Origin of the sequence: Nocardioides sp. Soil796 (assembly GCF_001429525.1) — a bacterium.
Taxonomy (GTDB): domain Bacteria; phylum Actinomycetota; class Actinomycetes; order Propionibacteriales; family Nocardioidaceae; genus Nocardioides.
Genome location: NZ_LMSQ01000019.1, coordinates 202414 through 223485, shown reverse-complemented (window position 1 = coordinate 223485; position 21072 = coordinate 202414). Strand labels below are relative to the sequence as shown.

General features: G+C 70.3%; 18 protein-coding genes. 12 read left to right on the top strand and 6 right to left on the bottom strand.

Annotated elements, in window-relative coordinates; genetic code table 11:
- Positions 1 to 39: 39 nt before the first annotated feature.
- The gene (locus ASH02_RS18340; RefSeq protein WP_057295230.1) at positions 40 to 1404 is read right to left on the bottom strand and encodes a helix-turn-helix domain-containing protein; all 1365 of its coding nucleotides are present in this window, start codon (positions 1402 to 1404) and stop codon (positions 40 to 42) included.
- A 164-nt stretch (positions 1405 to 1568) separates the two neighbouring features.
- Between ASH02_RS18340 and ASH02_RS18335 the strand changes: the two genes are divergently transcribed.
- Positions 1569 to 1967, top strand: coding sequence for a VOC family protein (locus tag ASH02_RS18335; protein ID WP_057295229.1), 399 nt, complete (start codon positions 1569 to 1571; stop codon positions 1965 to 1967).
- Positions 1968 to 2031: 64 nt separating this feature from the next.
- Here the strand turns inward: ASH02_RS18335 and ASH02_RS18330 are convergent, their stop codons facing one another.
- Both ASH02_RS18330 and ASH02_RS18325 read right to left on the bottom strand, forming a co-directional pair.
- Entirely contained in the window at positions 2032 to 4641 is a 2610-nt protein-coding gene (locus tag ASH02_RS18330; RefSeq protein ID WP_082620940.1) for a DUF4153 domain-containing protein, read from the bottom strand.
- On the bottom strand, positions 4638 to 5333 hold the full coding sequence (locus ASH02_RS18325) for a response regulator transcription factor (protein WP_056685959.1): 696 nt from the start codon (positions 5331 to 5333) through the stop codon (positions 4638 to 4640). The genes ASH02_RS18330 and ASH02_RS18325 overlap by 4 nt, the downstream gene beginning before the upstream one ends.
- A 166-nt stretch (positions 5334 to 5499) precedes the next feature.
- Between ASH02_RS18325 and ASH02_RS18320 the strand changes: the two genes are divergently transcribed.
- The gene (locus tag ASH02_RS18320) at positions 5500 to 5946 is read left to right on the top strand and encodes a Zn-ribbon domain-containing OB-fold protein (RefSeq protein WP_057295228.1); all 447 of its coding nucleotides are present in this window, start codon (positions 5500 to 5502) and stop codon (positions 5944 to 5946) included.
- 145 nt (positions 5947 to 6091) lie between these two features.
- A partial coding sequence (locus ASH02_RS18315; protein ID WP_235539079.1) for a lipid-transfer protein occupies positions 6092 to 7093 on the top strand: 1002 nt, incomplete at its 5' end.
- 156 nt (positions 7094 to 7249) lie between these two features.
- On the opposite strand, the gene ASH02_RS18310 is transcribed toward ASH02_RS18315, so the two are convergent.
- On the bottom strand, positions 7250 to 8011 hold the full coding sequence (locus tag ASH02_RS18310; RefSeq protein ID WP_235539078.1) for an EamA family transporter: 762 nt from the start codon (positions 8009 to 8011) through the stop codon (positions 7250 to 7252).
- 221 nt (positions 8012 to 8232) lie between these two features.
- Between ASH02_RS18310 and istA the strand changes: the two genes are divergently transcribed.
- Together istA and istB are read left to right on the top strand one after the other, a co-directional pair.
- On the top strand, positions 8233 to 9777 hold the full coding sequence (gene istA, locus ASH02_RS18305; RefSeq protein WP_156409801.1) for an IS21 family transposase: 1545 nt from the start codon (positions 8233 to 8235) through the stop codon (positions 9775 to 9777).
- Positions 9774 to 10553: an IS21-like element helper ATPase IstB gene (gene istB, locus ASH02_RS18300; RefSeq protein ID WP_057295226.1), complete on the top strand. Its 780-nt coding sequence runs from the start codon at positions 9774 to 9776 to the stop codon at positions 10551 to 10553. The genes istA and istB overlap by 4 nt, the downstream gene beginning before the upstream one ends.
- A 23-nt stretch (positions 10554 to 10576) precedes the next feature.
- Here the strand turns inward: istB and ASH02_RS18295 are convergent, their stop codons facing one another.
- On the bottom strand, positions 10577 to 10744 hold the full coding sequence (locus tag ASH02_RS18295) for a hypothetical protein (protein ID WP_200959190.1): 168 nt from the start codon (positions 10742 to 10744) through the stop codon (positions 10577 to 10579).
- Between the two features lie 72 nt (positions 10745 to 10816).
- On the opposite strand from ASH02_RS18295, the gene ASH02_RS18290 reads away from it, so the two are divergent.
- The 4 genes from ASH02_RS18290 to ASH02_RS18280 all read left to right on the top strand — a co-directional run bounded on the left by ASH02_RS18290 (position 10817) and on the right by ASH02_RS18280 (position 13011).
- A complete protein-coding gene (locus ASH02_RS18290) occupies positions 10817 to 11725 on the top strand; it encodes a LysR family transcriptional regulator (RefSeq protein ID WP_056685968.1) in 909 nt (302 codons plus the stop codon).
- A 93-nt stretch (positions 11726 to 11818) separates the two neighbouring features.
- A complete protein-coding gene (locus ASH02_RS25740) occupies positions 11819 to 12025 on the top strand; it encodes a (2Fe-2S)-binding protein (protein ID WP_056685971.1) in 207 nt (68 codons plus the stop codon).
- A 10-nt stretch (positions 12026 to 12035) separates the two neighbouring features.
- A complete protein-coding gene (bfr, locus tag ASH02_RS18285; protein ID WP_235532640.1) occupies positions 12036 to 12494 on the top strand; it encodes a bacterioferritin in 459 nt (152 codons plus the stop codon).
- A gap of 58 nt (positions 12495 to 12552) precedes the next feature.
- The gene (locus ASH02_RS18280) at positions 12553 to 13011 is read left to right on the top strand and encodes a hypothetical protein (protein WP_056685977.1); all 459 of its coding nucleotides are present in this window, start codon (positions 12553 to 12555) and stop codon (positions 13009 to 13011) included.
- Positions 13012 to 13023: 12 nt separating this feature from the next.
- On the opposite strand, the gene ASH02_RS18275 is transcribed toward ASH02_RS18280, so the two are convergent.
- Positions 13024 to 13590 (bottom strand): TerD family protein, encoded by a 567-nt coding sequence (locus ASH02_RS18275; protein ID WP_056685980.1) that lies wholly within the window; start codon positions 13588 to 13590, stop codon positions 13024 to 13026.
- Between the two features lie 136 nt (positions 13591 to 13726).
- Here ASH02_RS18275 and lon point away from each other — a divergent pair, with 136 nt between their 5' ends.
- From lon to mfd, 3 genes are all read left to right on the top strand, one after another.
- Positions 13727 to 16063, top strand: a complete 2337-nt coding sequence (lon, locus tag ASH02_RS18270; RefSeq protein WP_056685983.1) for an endopeptidase La — start codon at positions 13727 to 13729, stop codon at positions 16061 to 16063.
- A gap of 71 nt (positions 16064 to 16134) precedes the next feature.
- Complete coding sequence (locus ASH02_RS18265; RefSeq protein WP_056685987.1) at positions 16135 to 17292, top strand: low temperature requirement protein A; 1158 nt, start codon at positions 16135 to 16137, stop codon at positions 17290 to 17292.
- Between the two features lie 61 nt (positions 17293 to 17353).
- A complete protein-coding gene (gene mfd, locus ASH02_RS18260) occupies positions 17354 to 21007 on the top strand; it encodes a transcription-repair coupling factor (protein ID WP_056685990.1) in 3654 nt (1217 codons plus the stop codon).
- Positions 21008 to 21072 lie beyond the last annotated feature (65 nt).

The following is a 21072-nucleotide window of genomic DNA, read 5'->3' as shown; positions in this document are numbered from 1 at the left end:
CTTCGCCTCGGGTGAGCCCGGGCGCAGCGTTCCAGTAGGTCAGGAATCCACTCGGACCTTGACCTGGACGCTGCGCGCCCGGTTGCGCAGGCCCGTGGATGCCGCCGCACTGCGGTAGGCATCGCGGGCTGCATCGGTGTCCCCGATGTCCTCCAGCTGACAGGCCAGCTCGAACCAGAGCTGGGCAGCGCTGCGGTCAGCGCCGAGGCCGGTCAGGATCTGCACGGCCTCGAGGTAGCGCGCCTTGGCGGCCTCGGGCTCGCCCAACACTGCCATCGCCTGTCCTTCGACGGACTTCGCGTCGGCCGCGATGAGCGGTGCGGTCTCGAGCGCGGTCGCGTGGACGCTCGCGCTCAGCTGGCGCGCCTCGGTGACGTCACCGGCCAGCAGCAGGGCGCGGGCCATGGTGAGGTCGTTGCGGGCCAGGTCGACCGGGGCCGCACTCGACCACGAGAACTCGAGGGCGGCCTGTTCGAGGTTCAGCCGGACCTTCTCCAGGTCGGGATACTCCTCGGTCAGCCGCATGGACTCCAGCTGCGTACGCAGCCGGGCCAGGTTGCGGGTGTCCTGGCCCTCGCCGAGCAGGGCGAGGGCGCGTTCGGCCAGCGGGATGGCCGAGCTCACGTTGCCGCGGTGCGCCTCCATCATCGAGGCGTTCCAGTACGCCGACGCGCGGGCGGTCGGCGAACCGAGCAGCTCGGCCTTCGACACGGCGGTGCGGCAGACCCGGATCGCGTGACCGGTGTCGCCACGCTCGAAGTACGCCGAGGCGAGGGTCACCGCCAGCTGCACGGCCTCGTCGGACTTGTCGAGCCCGGCTTCGGTGATCTGGTCGAGCAGGCTCTGGCCGGTCTCGATCGCGGTGGTGAGGTCGCCTGAGTCGCGGTAGCCGCGGGTCAGCGCGATGCCGGCCTTGATGCGCAGCAGGGTGCCGCCGTCCTGGGCGACCAGTGACTCGAGCTCGAGGATCGAGTCGTCGAGCTCGCCGGTCGCCTCGAGTGCCCGGGCCCGCAGGTAGCGAGCCCGCTCGGCGTGCTCGGCGAGCGAGTTCGCCTCCGCCCGGGCGAGGGCGTTCTCGGCCTGGTCGCGGGCCTCGCTGGCCTGGCCCGACTCCAGCGACAGCTCAGCGAAGTCGAGGGTCAGCCGGATCTCGTCGTACTCCGCGGGTGCGACCCCGCCGAGCAGCTGCTCGAGGCCGATGCCCATGCGGGCGGCCAGATCGGTCAGGACCGAGCCGTTGGGACGCCGCTGACCCGATTCGATGCGCGAGATGTAGCCGGTCGAGACGTTGCCACCGGCCAGGTCGGACTGGGTCATTCCCTTCGCCACCCGAGCGGCGCGGAGCCGCTTCCCGAGGACGTGGGGGTCGAGTCGTCCGAGAAGCGCGGCCTGGTGAGCGTCCATCTGATGATTGTGACTCGTCGGAGGCAATCGCGGGCAACTTTCGCGGCATTCCTCGGGATGAAGGCACGTTCTCAGGAAAATTTCTCCGGAATCCGCCGGAGGGCCTCCTGCCGGGCGGCCCAAAACGGGTCGACCGGCTGGTTCGCGAGCGCAAGACTGCCCTCATGACGTCCTTCATCTCGCACACGACGATCGACTGCCACAACGCCTACGAGCTCTCCGAGTGGTGGAAACCCCTCCTCGGGTACGTCGACCTGGACGGCGACCCCAACCTGCCCGGTCACGAGGAGTGCATGATCCGGCACCCCGAGACCGGTCACCTGCTGCTGTTCATCGAGGTGCCCGACGAGAAACAGGTCAAGAACCGGATCCACTTCGACCTGCGTCCGGTCGAGGGCACCCGCGACGACGAGGTCGTGCGGGTGCTGGGCCTCGGCGCCACGCAGGTCGACGACCAGCGTGGGAAGTACGGCCCCGGCACCGGATGGGTCGTCCTGGCCGATCCCGAGGGGAACGAGTTCTGCATCCTCCGATCGGAGGCCGAGGCCGCCTCCGGGAGCTGATCAGCGTCGAACTGGCGACGGGTCAGCCAGAACTGGCGACGGGTCAGCGAGAACTGGCGACGGGTCAGTCGGGTTGGGCGCTGCGGCAGAGCGCGTCGTCGTAGGACCAGTCGGCCTCGGCCTCGTGCCACACCGGCGCCGCGCGGTGACGGCCGAGGTTCCACTCCAGCCAGTCGTCGTCGCTCCCGAAGCCGTGACCCATCAGTGCGCACTCGACGACGTCGTCGGGGAGCGTGGCGAGCACGGGTACGGCGTCGTCCGAGAGCCCCTCCAGGTAGAACCAGTCGACCTTGCCGGTCTCCTCGTAGCGGTCGATGTTCTGCTGCGCGATCCACGCGTCGGGGTTGATCGCTGCGAGGCCGAGAATCAGCGTGGCGCCGCTGAGCAGCGCCGCCCGCGGCAGCCAGGTGGCCCGGAGCGTCACGCCGGCGACCATCACGCCGAGGACCAGAAGGCCGAGCCAGCCCTCGAAGACGTCGACCAGCAGGCGGAGCTCGGTGAAGCCGTAGGCCTCCTGGTAGACGTGCATCCGGTAGAGCGCGGAGGCGACCACGACCAGGGTCAGCGCACAGAGCAGTCCGAGTGATCCGCGTAGCCAGGCCAGGTCCGCGGTCGTCGTACGACGTGCCTTTCGCGCGGCGGCCCACACCACCAACAGCGTCAGGGCGGTGGCGACGGTGAGCTGGCCGAAGCCCTGGTGGACGTAGTCGGCGTAGGTCAGGCCGGTGGTGCGCTCGAGGTAGTCGTGGCCGCCGAAGATGACGGTGGCCTGCGCGACCAGGAAGGCGACGAACACGGCGTCGACGAGGAGGACCGGCGCCAGCCACTCGTAGCGGTTCGCGACCGGGCGGGCCGGGGCACCGCTCGCGGCGACGTCGGGAGGGTTGAGGCCGAGGTACGTCGCGGCCAGCACGACGCCGCCGACGGCCACGGTGAGGAAGGCGCGCAGCACGAACGAGTCGAGCTCGAGGTCCGGGACCAGCGCGCCGACCCACTCCGCGAACAGCGCATCGGCGGAGGCGAAGAGCAGTCCGAAGACCAGCACACCGGCCAGGGACAGGACGACCGTGCGGATCGCCGCGGCACTGGTGGCTCGACCGGTGATGCCGCGGGCCGAACGGCCCAGCCAGGGCAGGCCGCGCAGCCCAGCCAGCGGCCACGCGAGACCGGCGATCACGAACGCGGGCAGCGTGCGCCCGTTGACCAGTCCGGCCACGCACAGGGCGCCGCCGGTGAGGAGGCTGAGGACGGCGATCCACTCCGCGTCGCGGAGGACGACGGTGCTGGCGAGCAGCGCGCAGAGGGCCGCGCAGGCCAGGGTGAACGGTGAGCGGCGGTTGACGCTGAACCCGAGGATCACCCCGCCGGCGGCCAGCAGCACCACGAACGTGCCCAGGCCGAGGTCGCGGAACGGGAGCACGATCGCGGCGAGGAGGCCGACCCCCAGGCAGGCCAGCAGGGCACGGAGGTTGCCGGGCAGGTCGTCGGGCCAGAACCTGCCGAACAGGCCGTCGAGCACCGGCTCGGGAGTGACGGTCGGTGCCGCCTTCGGCACGGGGTACGGCGTGGGCGGTGTCGGCACGGTGTTCTCCTGGCTGGTCGCGGTCGCGGTCGTGGAGGTGTCGGCCGGGGCGGCCACGGGTCGGGCGGGCAGTGGCGGTGGGACGGTGGTCCCCGGACTGCGGGGAAGCTCGACGCGCACCCGCGCGCCGCGGGTGCCCGGCTCGGGGTCGACGAAGGCGATCCGGCCGCCGTGGAGGTCGGTCACCCAGCGGGCGATGGCGAGCCCGAGCCCGGTGCCGCCACCTCCCTCGGTCTCGGTGAGCGTGCCGAATCGTTCGAAGACGCGCTCCCGGTCGGCGGCCGGGATGCCCGGGCCCCGGTCGGCCACCTCGAGGCGCCAACCGCTGGTCGTCGCCCTCGCCGAGATGTCGACGACTCCGCCTGCCGGGCTGTGTCGCGAGGCGTTGTCGAGCAGGTTGGCCACGAGCTGCTGGAGCCGCGCGGGGTCGGCCTCGACCGTGAGCGCTCGGTCGACCGAGACGTCGTACGAGACCTGACGGCCGGTGACGCCGGCCTCGGCGACCGAGCGTTCGAGGAGGTCCCGCACGTCGACCCGCGTGGTGGAGAGGCTGGCCTCCCCAGCGTCGACGCGGGCCAGGTCGAGCAGGTCCGTGGCGAGGGCAGACAGTCGTTCTGCCTGGGCCAACGCGCTGCGCAACGTCGACGGGTCGGGCTCGGCGACCCCGTCGACCAGGTTCTCGAGCACGGCGCACAGTGCGGCCAGCGGCGTACGTATCTCGTGGCTGACGTTGGCGACCAGGTCGCGACGCTCGCGGTCGACGCCGGCGAGGTCCTGGGCCATGGTGTTGAACGCGCGGCCCAGCTCGCCGACCTCGTCGCGGGAGGTGGCGGTGACCCGCACGGAGTAGTCGCCGGTGGCCATCCGTCGTGCGGCGGCGGTCATCTCGCGCAGGGGAGAGGTCATGCCGGAGGCGAGCAGCTGGGTCACGCCCAGGGCGAGGGCGACGGTGACCGGGATGCCGAGCCAGAGCGGGACGCCGCCGCCGGAGCCGATGGAGGCGACCACCGCGGCGACGATCGCGCTGGCCGCGACCAGCAGGCCGAGCTTGACCTTGATCGACGGGACGACGTCGAGCAGCGGGCTGCTCACGGCGTCGCGACCGGTTCGAGCGCGTAGCCGACGCCGTGCACGGTGCGCACCCGGTCGGCGCCGATCTTGGCGCGCAGTGCCTTCACATGGCTGTCGACCGTGCGGGTCCCCGAGGCGCCGGACCAGCCCCACACGTCGGCGTACAGCGTCTCGCGGGTGAGTACGACGCCCGGGCTGCCGGCCAGGCGCATCAGGAGGTCGAACTCGGTGGGCGTCAGGTGGACCTCGGCGTCGGAGACCCAGGCACGGCGTGCGTCGGAGTCGATGCGCAGGTCGCCGAGGTCGGGCTTGGTGTGGCGGGCCAGCTCGGCCGCCCGCTCCACCCGTCGCAGCAGGGCGGCCACCCGGGCCACCAGCTCGCGCATGCGGAACGGCTTGGTGAGGTAGTCGTCGGCGCCGACACCGAGCCCGACCAGCACGTCGGCCTCGTCGTCGCGCGCGGTCAGCATCAGTACCGGCACCGGCCGTTCGGCCTGGATCCGCCGGCACACCTCGTGGCCGTCGAAGCCCGGCAGCATCACGTCGAGCAGCACCAGGTCGGGTGCCGACTCGCGGAACAGTGCGACGGCACCGGGGCCGTCGTACGCCTGGACGACGTCGTATCCGGTGCCGCGCAGGCGGTCGGTGACGGCCTGGTTGATGACCGGTTCGTCCTCGACGACAAGGATCCGGGGCGTTGGGCTCTCGGGCATGGAACGAGCGTAGGAGCCGAGATGGTCGGGAGTCGCGGACGACTCGTGAAGGTTCTGTGCAGGTCTGCTCAGACTGGCCGTGCCTCGCTCCTCAACCATCGGACCGGGCCTCGGTGCCGGTCATGCATAATGGAACACGTTCTAATTCTGGGCGAGGGGCGGAGACATGACCACACCTGCGATCGAGGGCTGGTTCACCACCGGCCACGAGCCGGCGCTGCTGGGCAGCACGTGCACCGAGTGCGGGAACATCGCGTTCCCGCCCGAGCGCGACTTCTGCCGGAACCCCGCCTGTGCCGGTGAGACGTTCGAGCTGAGTGAGCTGTCGAGGCGCGGAACCGTGTGGTCCTACACGGACGCGCAGTACCAGCCGCCGTCGCCGTACATCCCAGCGAGTGAGCCGTACGTGCCGTTCGCGTTGGCGGCGGTGGAGCTGCCGGAAGGCCTCGTGGTGCTCGGGCAGCTCGCGTCCGGCTTCGGGGTCGCGGACGTGCGGGTCGGGTCGCCGGTGGAGCTGGTCGTGGAGACGGTCTACTCGGATGAGGTCGGGGAGCGGTCGATGTGGAAGTGGCGTCCCGTGGTCGAGGCTGAGGTCGAGGGGGAGGGCGCATGAGCACCGAGGTCGCGATCGCCGGTGTCGGCATGCATCCGTGGGGGAAGTGGGGTCGTTCGTTCGTGTCGTACGGCGTCGCCGCAGCCCGTGCTGCGTTGGCCGATGCGGGCATCCCGTGGGCNTGACGTGCAGCTGATCGTGGGTNGCGACGTTCGCGCAGGCGTTGGGCTGGAACGGTGCGAAGGTGGCCACCTCCTACGCCGCATGTGCGACCGGTGCGCAGGCGTTGGACACTGCCCGTGCGCAGATATTGGCCGGCCAGGTCGAGGTGGCGCTCGTGGTGGGCGCGGACACGACGCCGAAGGGGTTCCTGGCACCGAATGCGGGGGAGCGGTGGGACGACCCGGACTGGTTGCGGTTCCGGTTGCTCGGCATGACGAACCCGGCGTACTTCGCGCTCTATGCCCGACGCCGGATGGACCTGTACGGCGCCACGGCTGCCGACTTCGCGGCCGTCAAGGTGAAGAACGCACGGCACGGGTTGGCGAACCCGAATGCCCGCTATCGCAAGGAGGTCAGCGCTGAGGACGTGTTGAACTCTGCGGTGGTGGCGGATCCGTTGCACCTGTTGGACATCTGCGCGACCAGCGACGGCGGTGCGGCCGTCGTACTCACTTCGGGGGAGTACGCCCGCAGGCACGGGCTCACCGACCCGGTCACGGTCAAGGCGATCTCGACGCTGACGCCGGTGTTCCCGCAGACGGTGATCGACATGCCGTTGTTCTCGACAGAGTCCACCCGGGTGACGGGTGCGCCGCAGCGGACGTTCAAGGAGTCGCTGGTCGACGCCGCGTACGACGAGGCCGGTCTTGGTCCCGATGAGGTGGACGTGGCGGAGGTCTATGACCTCTCGACCGCGCTCGAGCTGGACTGGATGGAGGACCTGGGGCTGTGCAAGCGCGGGGAGGCCGAGCAGCTCCTACGCGCCGGGGACACCACGATCGGTGGCCGCATCCCGGTGAATCCCTCGGGTGGGTTGGCCTGCTTCGGTGAGGCGGTCCCGGCGCAGGCGTTGGCCCAGGTCTGTGAGCTGACGTGGCAGCTGCGTGGGCAGGCCGAGGGTCGTCAGGTCGAGGGCGCCCGGGTCGGGATCACCGCCAACCAGGGCCTGTTCGGCCACGGCTCCTCGGTCATCCTCGCGCGCTGACCCGTTCCGGCGGCGGTGATCGCAGTGCCGGGAGGAGCCTCCCGCTGGCATGGCCTCGAGAGTTGCAGTTCGTACGCGTACTCGACCGTGAGTGGTACGAACTGCAGCTCTCGGTGCGCTCGGGTGGGTGCCGGTGGCGGACCAGATGGAGCCGCGTCACGCACTGGCCGGCTGGGTGACGGCTTCGGGAGGCGCGACCCGGGCGCGCGGGAGGCGACTGCCCAGGAGGACGCCGCCCACCACCAGAGCCGCGCCGGCCAGCTCGCCGGGACTGACGGACTCGCCGAGCATCACCCAGGCGGCACTCATGCCCACGACCGGCACCAGCATCGAGAACGGCGCGACGACGCCGGCCGGGTGCCGGGCCATCAGCCACGACCACACGCCCGACCCGGCGATCGTCCCGATCAGCACGGTGTAGGCCAGGCCCAGCAGTGCCGGTCCGGCCGTGGGGTCACCCAGCCCGGTCAACGAGTCGGCGATCCGGTCGGGGCCCTCGACGACGAGCGCCAGGGCGAGCATCGGCACCGGCGGCACCACCGACATCCACAGCGTGAAGTGCAGCGGGTTGGAGGCGCGAGCTCGGGCGTTGCAGATGTTGCCGATCGCCCAGCCGAACGCTCCGGCCAGCACCAGCAGGAACGGGAGGAGTGCGGCCGACTCGGCGCGTTGCCAGCCGACGACGGCCAGTCCGGCGACGGCCACCAGGATCCCGGCCAGCCTGCGTCCACTGACCCGGTCGCGGGCGACGGTCGCGCCGAGCAGCACGGTGAACGGGGCGGAGGCCTGCAGCACCAGCGAGGCCAGGCCGGTGGGCATCCCGACGGCCATGCCCCAGTAGAGGAACAGGAACTGCAAGGTTCCGAACCCGATGCCGTAGCCGACCAGCCAGCGCAGCTCCACGTCAGGGCGCGGCACCAGCAGCAAGGTGGGGACGGCGATCAGGTGTCCGTGGCCATGAGAAAGTCCCCACTGGTGGCCAGGTAGCGGTCCCCGCTGGTGGCCACGCCGGGTCCCCGGTGGTGGCCATGTAGAAGTCCCCGCCCTTCGTTCTTCGCGTGTCGTAGCGGCTCGTGAGGGCCCTGCGTGGCGACGGTGGCGATGTCTAGTCAGCCATCGTCACCACGCAGGGGTCTCCATTGAAGAACGAGAGAGAACGGATGGACATCATTTCGGCCTACCGCGAGGTGGGCAGCTACCGGGGAGCAGCCGTCATGTGCGGCACCACCCACAAGACAGTGCGGCGGGTCATCGAGGCCCACCAAGCCGCCAGCCGCGGCGAACCACCGGCCGCACGGGACGAGCGGGGTCGCAACTACGACTCAGTCGCGCAGCTCGTGGTTGAGAAGGTCAACGACACCGCCGGGCGGATCAGCGCGAAGCGGCTGCTCCCGGCCGCGCGCGCGGCCGGCTACGAGGGGTCGGATCGGAACTTCCGGCGACTGGTCGCGGACGCGAAGCGCCAGTGGCGCATCGGGCAGGCCCGCGCGAACGGTCGGCGGCCGGCGATCTGGACGCCGGGTGAGGTGCTGGCGATCGACTGGGGCACCGAGGTCGTCGCGGGACGTCGGACCCACGTGTTCTGTGCGGTGCTGGCCTGGTCCAGGTTCCGGTTCGTCCGGTTCGCCGCTGACGAGCAACAGGCCACCACACTGGCGATGCTCGCGGAGTGCTTCGAGGAGCTCGGCGGAGTCCCGAGGACCGTGCTGGCCGACCGGATGGCGTGCTTGAAGGGCAACGTCGTCGCGAACGTGGTCGTGCCAGCACCCGACTACGTCCGGTTCGCCAGCCACTACCGGTTCCGGCCCGACTTCTGTCACGCCGCGGACCCGGAGTCCAAGGGCATCGTGGAGAACCTGGTCGGCTACGCCAAGGACGACCTCCTGGTCCCGCTCGAGCTCGACGAAGACCCCTGGGCCGAGGGCTACGCGGGACTCAACGAGCGAGCACGGGCGTGGGGTGTCGAGGTCAACGGCCGTCGCCACAGCGAGACCCACGCGGTCCCGATCGAGCGGCTGGACTCGGAGCGGGAGCTGCTGGGTGAGCTGCCGTCGCTGCGGCTCGAGGTCGGCCCGGCGCCGATCACCCGGAAGGTCGACAAGCTGTCCTGCATCCGGTTCGGATCGGCCCGCTACTCGGTCCCGAACCGGCTGATCGGCATCGTTGTCACCGTCCTGGTCGACGAGCGCGACCGGCTGCTGCGGGTCGTCGAGCCGGTCACCGGAGAAGTCCACGCCGAACACGCCCTCGTCGCCCCGGGAGAGACGTCGATCGATGACGCCCACTACGACCGGCCCCGGCCGACTACGCCGCGACGCGGTGCCCGTGGCCGCACCGAGACCGAGAAGGAGTTCCTGGCGTTGGGGTCGGTCGCTGAACAGTTCCTGGTTGGTGCCGCCGCGGCCGGGGTCACCAAGCTCAACACCGAGATCAGTGTCCTGCTCACCCTGGGCGCCGCACACGGCACCGCCGCATTGGTCGCGGCATTGGAACGGGCGGTCGCGTTCGGTCGGTGGCGGGCCGACGACGTCCGCTCGATCCTGGCCACCAACGGGCACGCACCCCGACCGACCGCAGCGGGGCAGGCGCTGGTGATGACCTTGCCGTCGGTGCCGACCGTGCCGACCAGGTCGCTGGACGCCTACCGCATCGACGCTGACGCCGAGGGTGGTGAGGGCGCATGACCGCGACGACACCGCCACCGCTGCCGGCGGACCTGAACGACGGCTTGCGGCGGTTGAAGATGGCCGCGATGCGCCGGCTGGCACCCGAGCTGCTCGTGACCGCGAAGACGCAGCGGTGGAAGCCGGAGGAGTTCCTCCGCACGCTGGTCGAGGCCGAGATCGCCTCACGTGAAGCGTCGAATGCCCGCACGAGGATGCGGCAAGCTGCCTTCCCCGTCGTGAAGCGGCTTGAGGAGTTCGACGTCGCCGCCTCGTCGGTCCCGCCCTCGACGTTCGACTACCTCGCATCCCTGGAATGGGTCCGCGCGGCCGAGAACGTGTGCATGATCGGCCCGGCCGGCACCGGCAAGTCCCACACCCTCATCGCACTCGGCATCGCCGCCGTCGAGCACGGGCACCGGGTCCGGTACTTCACCGCCGCCGAGCTCGTCGAGACCCTCTACCGCGGGCTGGCCGACAACAGCGTCGGGAAGGTCATCGACACCCTCCTGCGCAACGACCTCGTGCTGGTCGACGAGCTCGGGTTCGCGCCCCTGGACGACACCGGCGCCCAGCTGCTGTTCCGGTTCGTCGCGGCCGCCTACGAACGCCGTTCGCTCGGCATCGCGTCCCACTGGCCCTTCGAGTCCTGGGGCCGATTCCTACCCGAGCACACCACCGCGGTCAGCATGCTCGACCGGCTCCTGCACCACTGCCACACCGTCGTCACCGACGGCGACTCCTACCGAATGAAGCAGGCCCGAGCGAACGGAGGAACCCGACTCAAGACCACCTGACATTCAACGAGGGGTGGGGACTCTTAGTTGGCCACCAGCGGGGACCGCAACCTGGCCATTGACATCAGGGCGAATCGCAGCGCCACCAGGAACATCGGCGGGAAGTGCTCCAGCGACGCATGGATGGCGACGAAGTTGAGACCCCACATCACTGCCACGGAGACGGCGAGAAGGCGGTGGTTCAATGGCATGTGCCTCATCGTTTCCCGAACGAGGATGAAGGACAAGCGAATAGTTCTTCACTGTCTCTGTAGGCTGCCTTCATGGACGTCCGACACCTCGAGCTGCTTCGCGAGCTCGCCGTCAGGGGCAGCGTCACGGGCGTGGCCAAGGCCACGCACCGCACACCGTCGGCGGTCAGCCAACAGCTGCGCACGGCCCAGCGCGAGCTCGGTGCGGTGCTCGTCGAACCCTCCGGTCGGGGTCTCCGGCTCACGCCGGCCGGTCGCCTGCTCGCGGAGGGAGGTGAGGACGTCGCCCAGGTGGTCGAGCGCGTTCGGGCCAGGTGGGATGCGTTCCGCGGCCAGCCGTCCGGCACCGTCACCGTGGCCGGCCTGCCCAGCGCCGCGACGTACCTCCTGCCGCGGGTCTTCGCCGATCTCGACGGCAGTGCGATCGAGCTGGTCTTCACCGACGAGGACGTCGCCGAGCGGGCGTACGCCGGCCTGGTCGTCGAGCACGACATCGTCATCGCGCACAGCCTGACCCGTCACGCGCCGGAGGGCACCGAGGACCTGGTCACCGTCGAGCTGGTCCGCGAACCACTCGACGTGGCGATGGCGTCGGACCATCCACTGGCCGCCCGTGACGACGTACGCCCCGCCGACCTGGTCGACCAGGAGTGGGTCGGGGTGCCGGTCGGGTTCCCGTTCGACACCGTCCGTCTCGCCGTCGAGGAGAAGACCGGCCGGCCGCTGCGCGTGGTCCAGAGGATGCGTGACAACCGGCTGATCGAGGCGGTCGTCGCCAGCAGTCGGAAGGTCGCCATCCTGCCTCGGTTCACCTCGCCGCAGGGGAGTGGTGTGGTCCTGCGGCCACTGCGCGGCATCTCGACCGCCCGCCACATCTTCGCGGTGATGCGACCCGACCGGGCCGAACGCCTGGCCGTCCAGCACGTGCTCGCCGCCCTGCAGCAGGCCTCGCTCGACGCGCAGGGCGGGCGCGGGCGCTGAGGGCGGCGTCTCGCCCAGTGGGCGGCCGCGGTGACAGCACCGGAGACTCTAGGTTAGCCTTGCCTAACTCTCCCACCCGACCGAGGACCACCGATGATCGTCTGCCACTGCGCCGCCGTCAATGACGGAGCGGTTCGGCGTGCCTACGACGAGGGCGCACGCACCGTGTCGCAGGTGTGCCGCTCCACCGGAGCCGGTCAGGACTGCGGATCCTGCATCTTCACAGTGAAGCGTGTGGTGTGCCAGCATGAGGCGTTGGCCCCGACGTCACCTGTGGAGGTGGAAGGTGCAGCCAGTTAGCCCTCGAGTCGTGGAGTTGCTGAACTCGGCGCTCACCTTCGAGCTCTCCGTCACGAACACCTACTTCCTGCATGCGCGCATGCTCGACAACTGGGGACTCTCCAACCTCGGCAAGGTCTTCTACGACCTCTCCATCGACGAGATGAAGGACGCCGACGAGCTGATCAACCGCATCCTGCTCTTCGACGGCCACCCCAACGTGCAGAAGCTCAACGCGATCCAGATCGGCGAGACCGCCGAGGAGATGCTGACCCTGGCGCTGGCCAGCGAGCGCGCGGCGGTCGCAGAGTTCAATGCCGGTGCCCAGGAGTGCCACGACCTGGGCGACCACGGCACGGCCGCGGTCTTCGAGGACATGGTGCGTGACGAGGAGAAGCACGCCGACTGGTTCGAGGGCCAGCTCGACGCGATCGAGCGGGTCGGCCTCCAGCAGTACCTCGCCCAACAGATCGCGATCGGCGGTCCCTGAGTAGGGTCACCCCGATGCGCCGACCATTCAGGTGGGCGATCTTCGGAAGGAACCTGCCTTGAGCACGATGGCCAACTCGTCCCTGCCGCCCTCGGTGTCGCTGGGTCAGAAGCTGATCTACGGCCTGGTCGGCTTCATGGTGCTGCGCACGCTGCTCACGATCGTCTTCAAGGACGACATCATCGATCACTACCTCGCGGCCCGGAACTCATCCCTGCCCCGCGAGGTGGCCGAGGACGGCGCCCCGGCGTACGTCGCCATCTCGATCATCTCGCTGGTGATCTTCGGCGGACTGCTCGCGTTCAGCGCCTACATGTTCAAGTCCGGCGCCGGCTGGGCGCGCATCGTGGCCGTCGTGATGGCGGTGCTGACGGTGATCGGTGGCCTGAGCGCGTTCGCCCAGGACGCACCCGGCTGGTTCGTGATCCTCAACGTGCTGGCTGCGCTGATCGCTCTCGCCGTGATCGTCGTGCTGTTCCGCCCGGACGCGAGCGAGTGGTTCCGCAAGACCGCCTGACTCGTACGCCGCTCAGACGAAGGGGCGCAGCGCCTCGACGGACTCAGAGGGGACCTTGACCGCGATGCCCTGACCGATCGCCTTCAGCTTCCACTGGGGGCCGTCGCGCGTGATGCGGGCCATCACGGCACCGGTCTCCTTCACCCCGTTGGTCAGGGTGATGCGGGCCAGTTCGGTGTCGTGCTCGTCGACCAGACGGCAGTAGGCGTTGCGCACCCACTCGAGCGTGTGGCCCTGGTAGCTGCTGACCTGGAAGAGGATCGTGTCGATCTTCGGGTGCACGCGGGCCAGGTCGACGGTGATGACCTCGTCGTCCCCTTCGCCGCGCCCGCTCTGGTTGTCGCCGAGATGTACGACGGACTCGTCGCGGGTCTGCAGGTTGTTGTAGAAGACCATGTCGGCGTACTGCCCACCGGCGAAGGCGACTGCCGAGGCGTCGAGGTCGACGTCGGGGGCGCCGGAGCCGATGAAGCCGGCGGACTTCTCCTTGTCCCAACCCAGGCCCATCAGCACCTTGGCCAGCGGGGTGCCGTCCGCGCTGGTGAGCGCGAGCTCCTCGCCCTTGGTCAGCTCGATCATCCGGGACCCTCCTGTCGACGGCCGATCTGTTCCTCTCCGGCCGAACCTACTCCCGACCCGGAAAGCCGCGCTGTGTTCCCGAGTTCGCTGGCCGCGAACGCCGGAACACCACCGACCGGGAACGCCTTGTACCGGCATGACGAACCCCATTCAGCTTCCGGTGCTGTTCCTCTCCGACGTCGTGGTGCTCCCCGGGATGGTGGTGCGGGTCGAGCTCGACGAGCCCGCCCGTGCCGCCATCGACGCCGCACAGATCGCCTCCCGCGAGAGCGGTGGGCCCGCGCAGGTCCTCGTCGCACCACGCCTCGAGGACCGCTACGCGTCGTACGGTGTGGTGGCCAGTGTCGAGAAGGTCGGACGGTTCTCGGGCGGCGAGCCCGCGGCCGTGCTCAAGGCCGGCGGGCGGGCCCGCATCGGCAGCGGGGTGACCGGCCCGGGTGCGGCCCTGTGGGTCGAGGTCGAGCAGGTCGACGCCGAGGCCGTGGACGACGACGTCCGCGCGCTCGCCGAGGAGTACCGCCAGCTCGTGGTAGGCCTGCTGCAGCGACGCGAGGCGTGGCAGGTCGCCGACCAGGTGACCCGCATCGAGGACCCGTCGGTGCTCGCCGACACCGCCGGCTACGCGCCGTACCTCTCCGACGACCGCAAGTGGCAGCTCCTGGAGACGCCGCTCGTCGGCGAGCGGCTGCGACTGCTGGTCGGCTGGATGCGGGACTTCGTGGCGGAGTCGGAGGTCAGCGACAAGATCGAGTCCGACGTCCGCGAGTCCCTGGAGAAGTCGCAGCGCGAGTTCCTGCTGCGCCAGCAGCTGAGCGCGATCCGCAAGGAGCTCGGTGAGGGCGACGCCGACGGAGGCGACGACTACCGGGCCCGGATCGACGCGGCCGACGTGCCCGAGGCGGTGCGGGAGGCGCTGCTGCGCGAGGTCGACAAGCTCGAGCGCGCCAGCGACCAGAACCCGGAGGCCGGCTGGATCCGGACCTGGCTGGACACCGTGCTCGACCTGCCCTGGTCGGTGCGGACCGAGGACGACACCGACGTCGCCGCCGCCCGGGCGGTGCTCGACGCCGACCACCACGGGCTCGACGAGGTCAAGGACCGGATCACCGAGTACCTCGCGGTGCGCGCACGTCGCGCCGAGCGTGGTCTCGACGTCGTGGGAGGCCGGGGCTCCGGTGCGGTGATCCTGCTCGCCGGCCCTCCCGGGGTCGGCAAGACGTCGCTCGGCGAGTCGGTGGCGCGCACCCTGGGCCGCAAGTTCGTCCGCGTCGCACTCGGCGGGGTCCGCGACGAGGCCGAGATCCGCGGCCACCGGCGGACGTACGTCGGCGCCCTGCCCGGCCGCATCGTGCGCGCCGTCAAGGAGGCCGGCTCGATGAACCCGGTCGTGCTGCTCGACGAGGTCGACAAGGTGGGCTCCGACTACAGGGGTGACCCGGCTGCGGCATTGCTGGAGGTGCTGGACCCCGCGCAGAACCACACGTTCCGCGACCACTACCTCGAGCTGGACCTGGACCTCTCCGACGTGCTGTTCATCGCGACCGCCAACGAGGTCGGCCAGATCCCGGCCGCGCTGCTGGACCGGATGGAGCTGGTCTCGATCGACGGCTACACCGAGGAGGACAAGGTCGCCATCGCCCGCGACTTCCTCGTCCCGCGGCAGCTCGAGCGGGCCGGGCTGGGCATCGACGAGGTCACCATCGACGACGAGGCGCTGCGGGAGATCGCGGCCAACTACACCCGCGAGGCCGGCGTACGGCAGGTCGAGCGGCTGCTGGCCAAGGCGTTCCGCAAGGCCACCGCCCGGATCGCGTCGGGCGAGGTCGAGCGCCTCGACATCGGTGTGGAGCAGCTGACCGCCCTTCTGGGGCGGCCCCGGTTCACGCCGGACCTCGAGGAGCGCACGTCGGTGCCCGGGGTCGCGACCGGCCTGGCCGTCACCGGCATGGGCGGCGACGTCCTCTACGTCGAGACGTCGGCCGCAGACGGGGAGGCCGGGCTCACGGTCACCGGGCAGCTCGGCGACGTGATGAAGGAGTCGGCCCACATCGCCCTGTCCTGGGTGCGCTCGCACGCGGCCGAGCTCGGCATCCCGGCGAGCGCCTTCGAGCAGTCCCTGCACGTGCACTTCCCGGCGGGGGCGACACCGAAGGACGGACCGTCCGCGGGGGTCACGATGGTGACCGCACTGGTGTCGCTGCTCAGGGGCCGGGCGGTGCGCTCCGACATCGCGATGACCGGCGAGGTCACGCTCTCGGGTCGGGTGCTGCCGATCGGCGGGGTGAAGCAGAAGCTGCTCGCGGCGCAACGGGCGGGGGTCACCGAGGTGTTCATCCCGGAGCGCAACCGCGCCGACCTCGACGACGTACCGGCCGAGATCCTGGCGGCGCTGACCGTGACCCCGGTCGGTCGGGTCACCGAGATCCTCGAGCGGGCCCTGGTGCCCGAGGCCGAGCAGGTCGTCGCGGCCTGATCGGGCGGGCGCGTCCGCATCACCACGCGGGCGCGCCCGATTCCGGCCGGGAACGTGGAAAACTCTGCGCCATGGTCTCGCCGCGACTCGCCCTGCGCCCCCGTGATCCCCAGGAAGAGCATCGGGCGGCGACGCCGCTCGAGCTCTTCACCGATCTCTGTTACGTCGTCGCGATCGCGCAGGCGGCGCTGCAGCTGCACCACGCGATCAGCGAGGACCACGTGGCCCACGGGGTGCTGTTCTTCGGCATCGCCTTCTTCGCGATCTGGTGGGCGTGGCTGAACTTCGCCTGGTTCAACTCCGCCTTCGACAGCGACGACCCGCTCAACCGGGTGCTGACGCTGCTGCAGATCTCGGGCTCGCTGGTGGTCGCCGCCGGTGTGCCCCGGCTCTTCGAGGAGGACTTCACCCTCATCGTCGTCGGCTACGTGATCATGCGGATAGGCCTCGTCTCAATGTGGCTGCGTGCCGCGAAGGGCCACACGGGAGGTCGGGCCACCTGCCGCCGCTACGTGCTGGGCCTGGTCGCCGTACAGCTCGGCTGGGTGGCGTTCCTGTGGGTTCCGCACGACCTGCTCGTGCCGGCCTTCCTGGTGCTCGCCCTGGCCGACCTGGCCGTGCCGTTCTGGGCCGAGCAGTCCGGGCCGACGCCCTGGCACCCGCACCACATCGCCGAGCGCTACTCGCTGATGTTCATCATCGTGCTCGGCGAGACGGTGCTGTCGACGACGGTGGCGATCCAGGTCGCCATCGACGACGAGACGATCGGCTGGCGGGCCGGCCTGGTGGTCGTCGGGGGACTCCTGGTGGTCTTCAGCACCTGGTGGCTCTACTTCTCGCGCGACACCGGCGACGTGCTCTCCGGCGACAACGACGTGAACCCCTTCGCGTGGGGCTTCGGCCACTACTTCATCTTCGCCTCGGGTGCTGCCCTCGGAGCCGGTCTTGCGGCGCGGATCGACTTCTACTCCCACCACTCCGAGATCAGCGACGTGGTCAGCTCGGCGTTCGTCACCGGACCGGCGGCGGTGTTCCTGATGGCCCTGTGGGCGGTCCACCTGCGGCTGCACGACTCGTCGGTGCGCACGTGGGGGCCGCTGGTCCTGGTGATCGTCGGCCTGGTCGCGGTCACGTTCGTTCCTTGGTCCGAGCTGTGGGCGGGTGTGCTGTGCTGCGCCCTGCTGGTCCTCGAGCTCCGCCCACAGAAACCTGTCGCCTGGGCCCCGTAGGATGGCCACGTTCACCCCCTGTCATTCCTGACCGGGGGCTGTCGTCGTGTGGAGGAACGCAATGCGCCTGCAAGGGCTCGCCGATGTCGTGCTGGCCGACAAGACCCTGGCCGGGGCGCTGGCCGACGTCGGCACCGTCAACGCGCTCGACCTGACCGGGCCGGCCGGCGTACGCCCGTTCGTCGTGGCCGGGCTGGTCCGCGAGGGCCGCACCGTGCTGGTCGTGACCGCCACCCAGCGCGAGGCCGAGGACCTCGTCGACACGCTCTCCGACCTGATCGAGCCGAGCCTGGTCGCCTACTTCCCGAGCTGGGAGACCCTTCCCCACGAGCGGCTCAGCCCGCGCAGTGACACGGTCGGCCGGCGCCTGGCGGTGCTGCGTCGCATCGTGCACCCAGAGGAGGGCGAGCTCAAGGTCATCGTGGCACCGGTGCGCAGCGTGCTGCAGCCCCAGGTCAAGGGCCTCGGCGACCTCGCCCCGGTCGAGCTGGTCAAGGGCGACACCGTCGACCTCGACGACGTGGCCCGCCGGCTCAGCGACGCGGCGTACTCCCGTGTCGACCTGGTCGAGAGGCGCGGCGAGTACGCCGTCCGAGGTGGCATCGTCGACGTCTTCCCGCCGACCGAGGAGCACCCCCTGCGCGTGGAGTTCTGGGGCGACGACGTCGAGGAGATCCGCAGCTTCGCGGTCGCCGACCAGCGCACCCTCGACACCGTCGAGCGGCTCTGGGCGCCGCCGTGTCGCGAGCTGCTGATGACCGACGACGTACGCCGACGCGCGGCCGAGCTCGGTGCCGCCCACCCGCAGCTGCTCGAGCTGACCGACAAGATCGCCCACGGCATCGCGGTCGAGGGCATGGAGTCGCTGACTCCCGTGCTGGTCGACGAGATGGAGCTGCTGGTCGACCTGATGCCGGCGGCCACCAACGTGCTGGTGCTCGACCCCGAGCGGGTGCGCTCGCGGGCCCACGACCTGGTCGCCACGAGCGAGGAGTTCCTCGGGGCCTCGTGGGCCGCCGCCGCCAGTGGCGGTGTGGCGCCGATCGACCTCGGCGCCGCGTCCTACAAGGAGCTCGGCGACGTGCGCGAGCACGCGATCGCCAGCGGCCTGTCGTGGTGGTCGGTGAGCCCGTTCGGACTTGACGAGGATGGCCTGGACGGCCCGGGCTCACCGCTCGACCCCGACGTACCCGCCACCCGGGTGATCGCGCTGAACCCGGCCGAGGCCTACCGCGGCGACGTCGCCCAGGCCGTGCAGGACATCAAGGGCTGGCTCGATGCCGGCAGGCAGGTCTTCGTGGTCCGCGAGGGCCACGGCCCGGCCGAGCGCACCGTCGAGGTGCTGGGCGAGAACGAGGTCGCCGCCCGGCTGGTCGAGTCGCCCGGTCTCGATACGGGCGCAGAGCGCCCTACTCGACCACCGAAAGACCTGGATACGGGCGCAGAGCGCCCTACTCGACCACCGAAAGACCTCGATACGGGCGCAGAGCGCCCTACTCGACCACCGAAAGACGTCGACGGCGTGGTCAACGTGCTGCAGGCACAGCTGATCGCGGGCATGGTCGGCGAGCACTTCGCCGTCCTCACCGGTGAGGACATCTCCGGGCAGAAGTCCAGCACCCGCGACATGCGCAAGCTGCCCGCGCGACGCAAGAAGCAGATCGACCCGCTCGAGCTGAAGCCCGGCGACTACGTGGTGCACGAGCAGCACGGCGTCGGCCGCTACGTCGAGATGAAGCAGCGCGAGGTGCAGGGCGCGACCCGCGAGTACCTCGTGCTCGAGTACGGCGCGGCCAAGCGTGGCGCGGCCCCCGACCGCCTCTACGTGCCGGCCGACACCCTCGACCAGGTCACCCGCTACGTCGGCGGCGAGGCGCCCAGCCTCGACCGGCTCGGCGGCGCCGACTGGGCCAAGCGCAAGGGCAAGGCCCGCAAGGCGGTGCGCGAGATCGCCTCCGAGCTGATCAAGCTGTACGCCGCACGCCAGGCCACCAAGGGCCACGCGTTCGGACCCGACACCCCGTGGCAGCGTGAGCTCGAGGACGCCTTCCCGTTCCAGGAGACCGCCGACCAGCTGAGCACGGTCGACGAGGTCAAGAGCGACATGATGCAGCAGGTGCCGATGGACCGCCTGGTCTGCGGCGACGTCGGCTACGGCAAGACCGAGATCGCCGTCCGTGCCGCGTTCAAGGCGGTGCAGGACGGCAAGCAGGTCGCCGTCCTCGTGCCGACCACGCTGCTGGTGACCCAGCACTTCTCGACGTTCGCCGAGCGGATGAGCGGCTTCCCGGTCAACCTGCGCGCCCTGTCGCGGTTCCAGAGCGACAAGGAGGCCAAGGAGGTCATGGAGGGCCTGTCCGACGGCACCGTCGACATCGTCATCGGCACCCACCGGCTCTTCAACGCCGAGGTCAGGTTCAAGGACCTCGGCCTGATCGTCGTCGACGAGGAGCAGCGCTTCGGCGTCGAGCACAAGGAGAAGATGAAGACGCTGCGCACCAGCGTCGACGTGCTCTCCATGTCCGCCACCCCGATCCCGCGCACGCTCGAGATGACGATCACCGGCATCCGCGAGATGTCGACGATCGCCACCCCGCCGGAGGAGCGGCACCCCGTGCTGACCTACGTCGGCGGCTACGAGGACCGCCAGGTGACCGCCGCGATCCGCCGTGAGCTGTTGCGCGAGGGCCAGGTCTTCTACATCCACAACCGGGTGCAGTCGATCGAGAAGGCCGCGCAGAAGATCAAGGAGCTCGTGCCCGAGGCCCGTGTCGCCACGGCGCACGGCCAGATGAACGAGCGCCAGCTCGAGCAGGTGATGCTCGACTTCTGGGAGAAGCGCTTCGACGTGCTGGTCTGTACGACGCTCGTCGAGTCGGGCCTCGACGTGTCCAACGCGAACACGATGATCATCGAGCGCTCCGACACCCTCGGCCTCTCGCAGCTGCACCAGCTGCGTGGCCGCGTCGGGCGTTCCCGTGAGCGCGCCTACGCCTACTTCCTCTACCCGAGCGAGAAGCCGCTGACCGAGACCGCCCACGAGCGGCTGGCCACGCTGGCCCAGCACTCCGACCTCGGCGGCGGCATGGCGATCGCGATGAAGGACCTCGAGATCCGCGGCGCCGGCAACCTGCTCGGCGGCGAACAGTCCGGACACATCGCCGACGTCGGGTTCGACCTCTACGTGCGACTCGTCGGCGAGGCGGTCACCGAGTTCCGCGGTGACAAGGAGCCCGAGCTGGCCGAGGTGCGCATCGAGCTGCCGATCGACGCCCACCTGCCCCACGACTACATCCCCTCCGAGCGGTTGCGCCTGGAGATGTACAAGCGGCTGGCCGAGGTGCGCTCCGACGCCGACGTCGAGCTGCTCCGCGAGGAGATGCTCGACCGCTACGGCAACCCGCCGAAGTCGGTGGCCTCGCTGCTCGAGGTAGCCCGGTTCCGCGCGCGGGCCCGGCAGGCCGGCATCAGCGAGGTGACCCTGGCCGGCAAGAACGTGCGCTTCGCACCCGTCGAGCTGCCCGAGTCGCGCACCCTGAAGCTGCAACGGGTCTACCCGAAGTCGCTGGTGAAGACGACCAGCAAGACCGTGCTCGTGCCGCGGCCGACCGTGCCCGGTGGCCACATCCGTGACGAGGACCTGCTCGCGTGGGCACGCCAGGTGATCGACGGTGTGATCGACCCGCCGGCGGTCGCCGTACAACCCGGGGCGTGAGCGGCGTCACGCCGCCTGCTTGAATGTGGGTGGACGCAAGATCAGCAAACCTCGAAGGAGTCCGA

Excerpts from the sequence above, each read along its gene's own strand:
- lon (WP_056685983.1), top strand. The coding sequence starts at position 13,727 with ATGACGAACCCCATTCAGCTTCCGGTGCTGTTCCTCTCCGACGTCGTG.
- ASH02_RS18295 (WP_200959190.1), bottom strand. The coding sequence starts at position 10,744 with ATGCCATTGAACCACCGCCTTCTCGCCGTCTCCGTGGCAGTGATGTGG.
- ASH02_RS18335 (WP_057295229.1), top strand. The coding sequence starts at position 1,569 with ATGACGTCCTTCATCTCGCACACGACGATCGACTGCCACAACGCCTAC.
- ASH02_RS18290 (WP_056685968.1), top strand. The coding sequence starts at position 10,817 with ATGGACGTCCGACACCTCGAGCTGCTTCGCGAGCTCGCCGTCAGGGGC.
- ASH02_RS18265 (WP_056685987.1), top strand. The coding sequence starts at position 16,135 with ATGGTCTCGCCGCGACTCGCCCTGCGCCCCCGTGATCCCCAGGAAGAG.
- ASH02_RS18325 (WP_056685959.1), bottom strand. The coding sequence starts at position 5,333 with ATGCCCGAGAGCCCAACGCCCCGGATCCTTGTCGTCGAGGACGAACCG.
- ASH02_RS18340 (WP_057295230.1), bottom strand. The coding sequence starts at position 1,404 with ATGGACGCTCACCAGGCCGCGCTTCTCGGACGACTCGACCCCCACGTC.
- ASH02_RS25740 (WP_056685971.1), top strand. The coding sequence starts at position 11,819 with ATGATCGTCTGCCACTGCGCCGCCGTCAATGACGGAGCGGTTCGGCGT.
- ASH02_RS18275 (WP_056685980.1), bottom strand. The coding sequence starts at position 13,590 with ATGATCGAGCTGACCAAGGGCGAGGAGCTCGCGCTCACCAGCGCGGAC.
- mfd (WP_056685990.1), top strand. The coding sequence starts at position 17,354 with ATGCGCCTGCAAGGGCTCGCCGATGTCGTGCTGGCCGACAAGACCCTG.
- istB (WP_057295226.1), top strand. The coding sequence starts at position 9,774 with ATGACCGCGACGACACCGCCACCGCTGCCGGCGGACCTGAACGACGGC.
- ASH02_RS18320 (WP_057295228.1), top strand. The coding sequence starts at position 5,500 with ATGACCACACCTGCGATCGAGGGCTGGTTCACCACCGGCCACGAGCCG.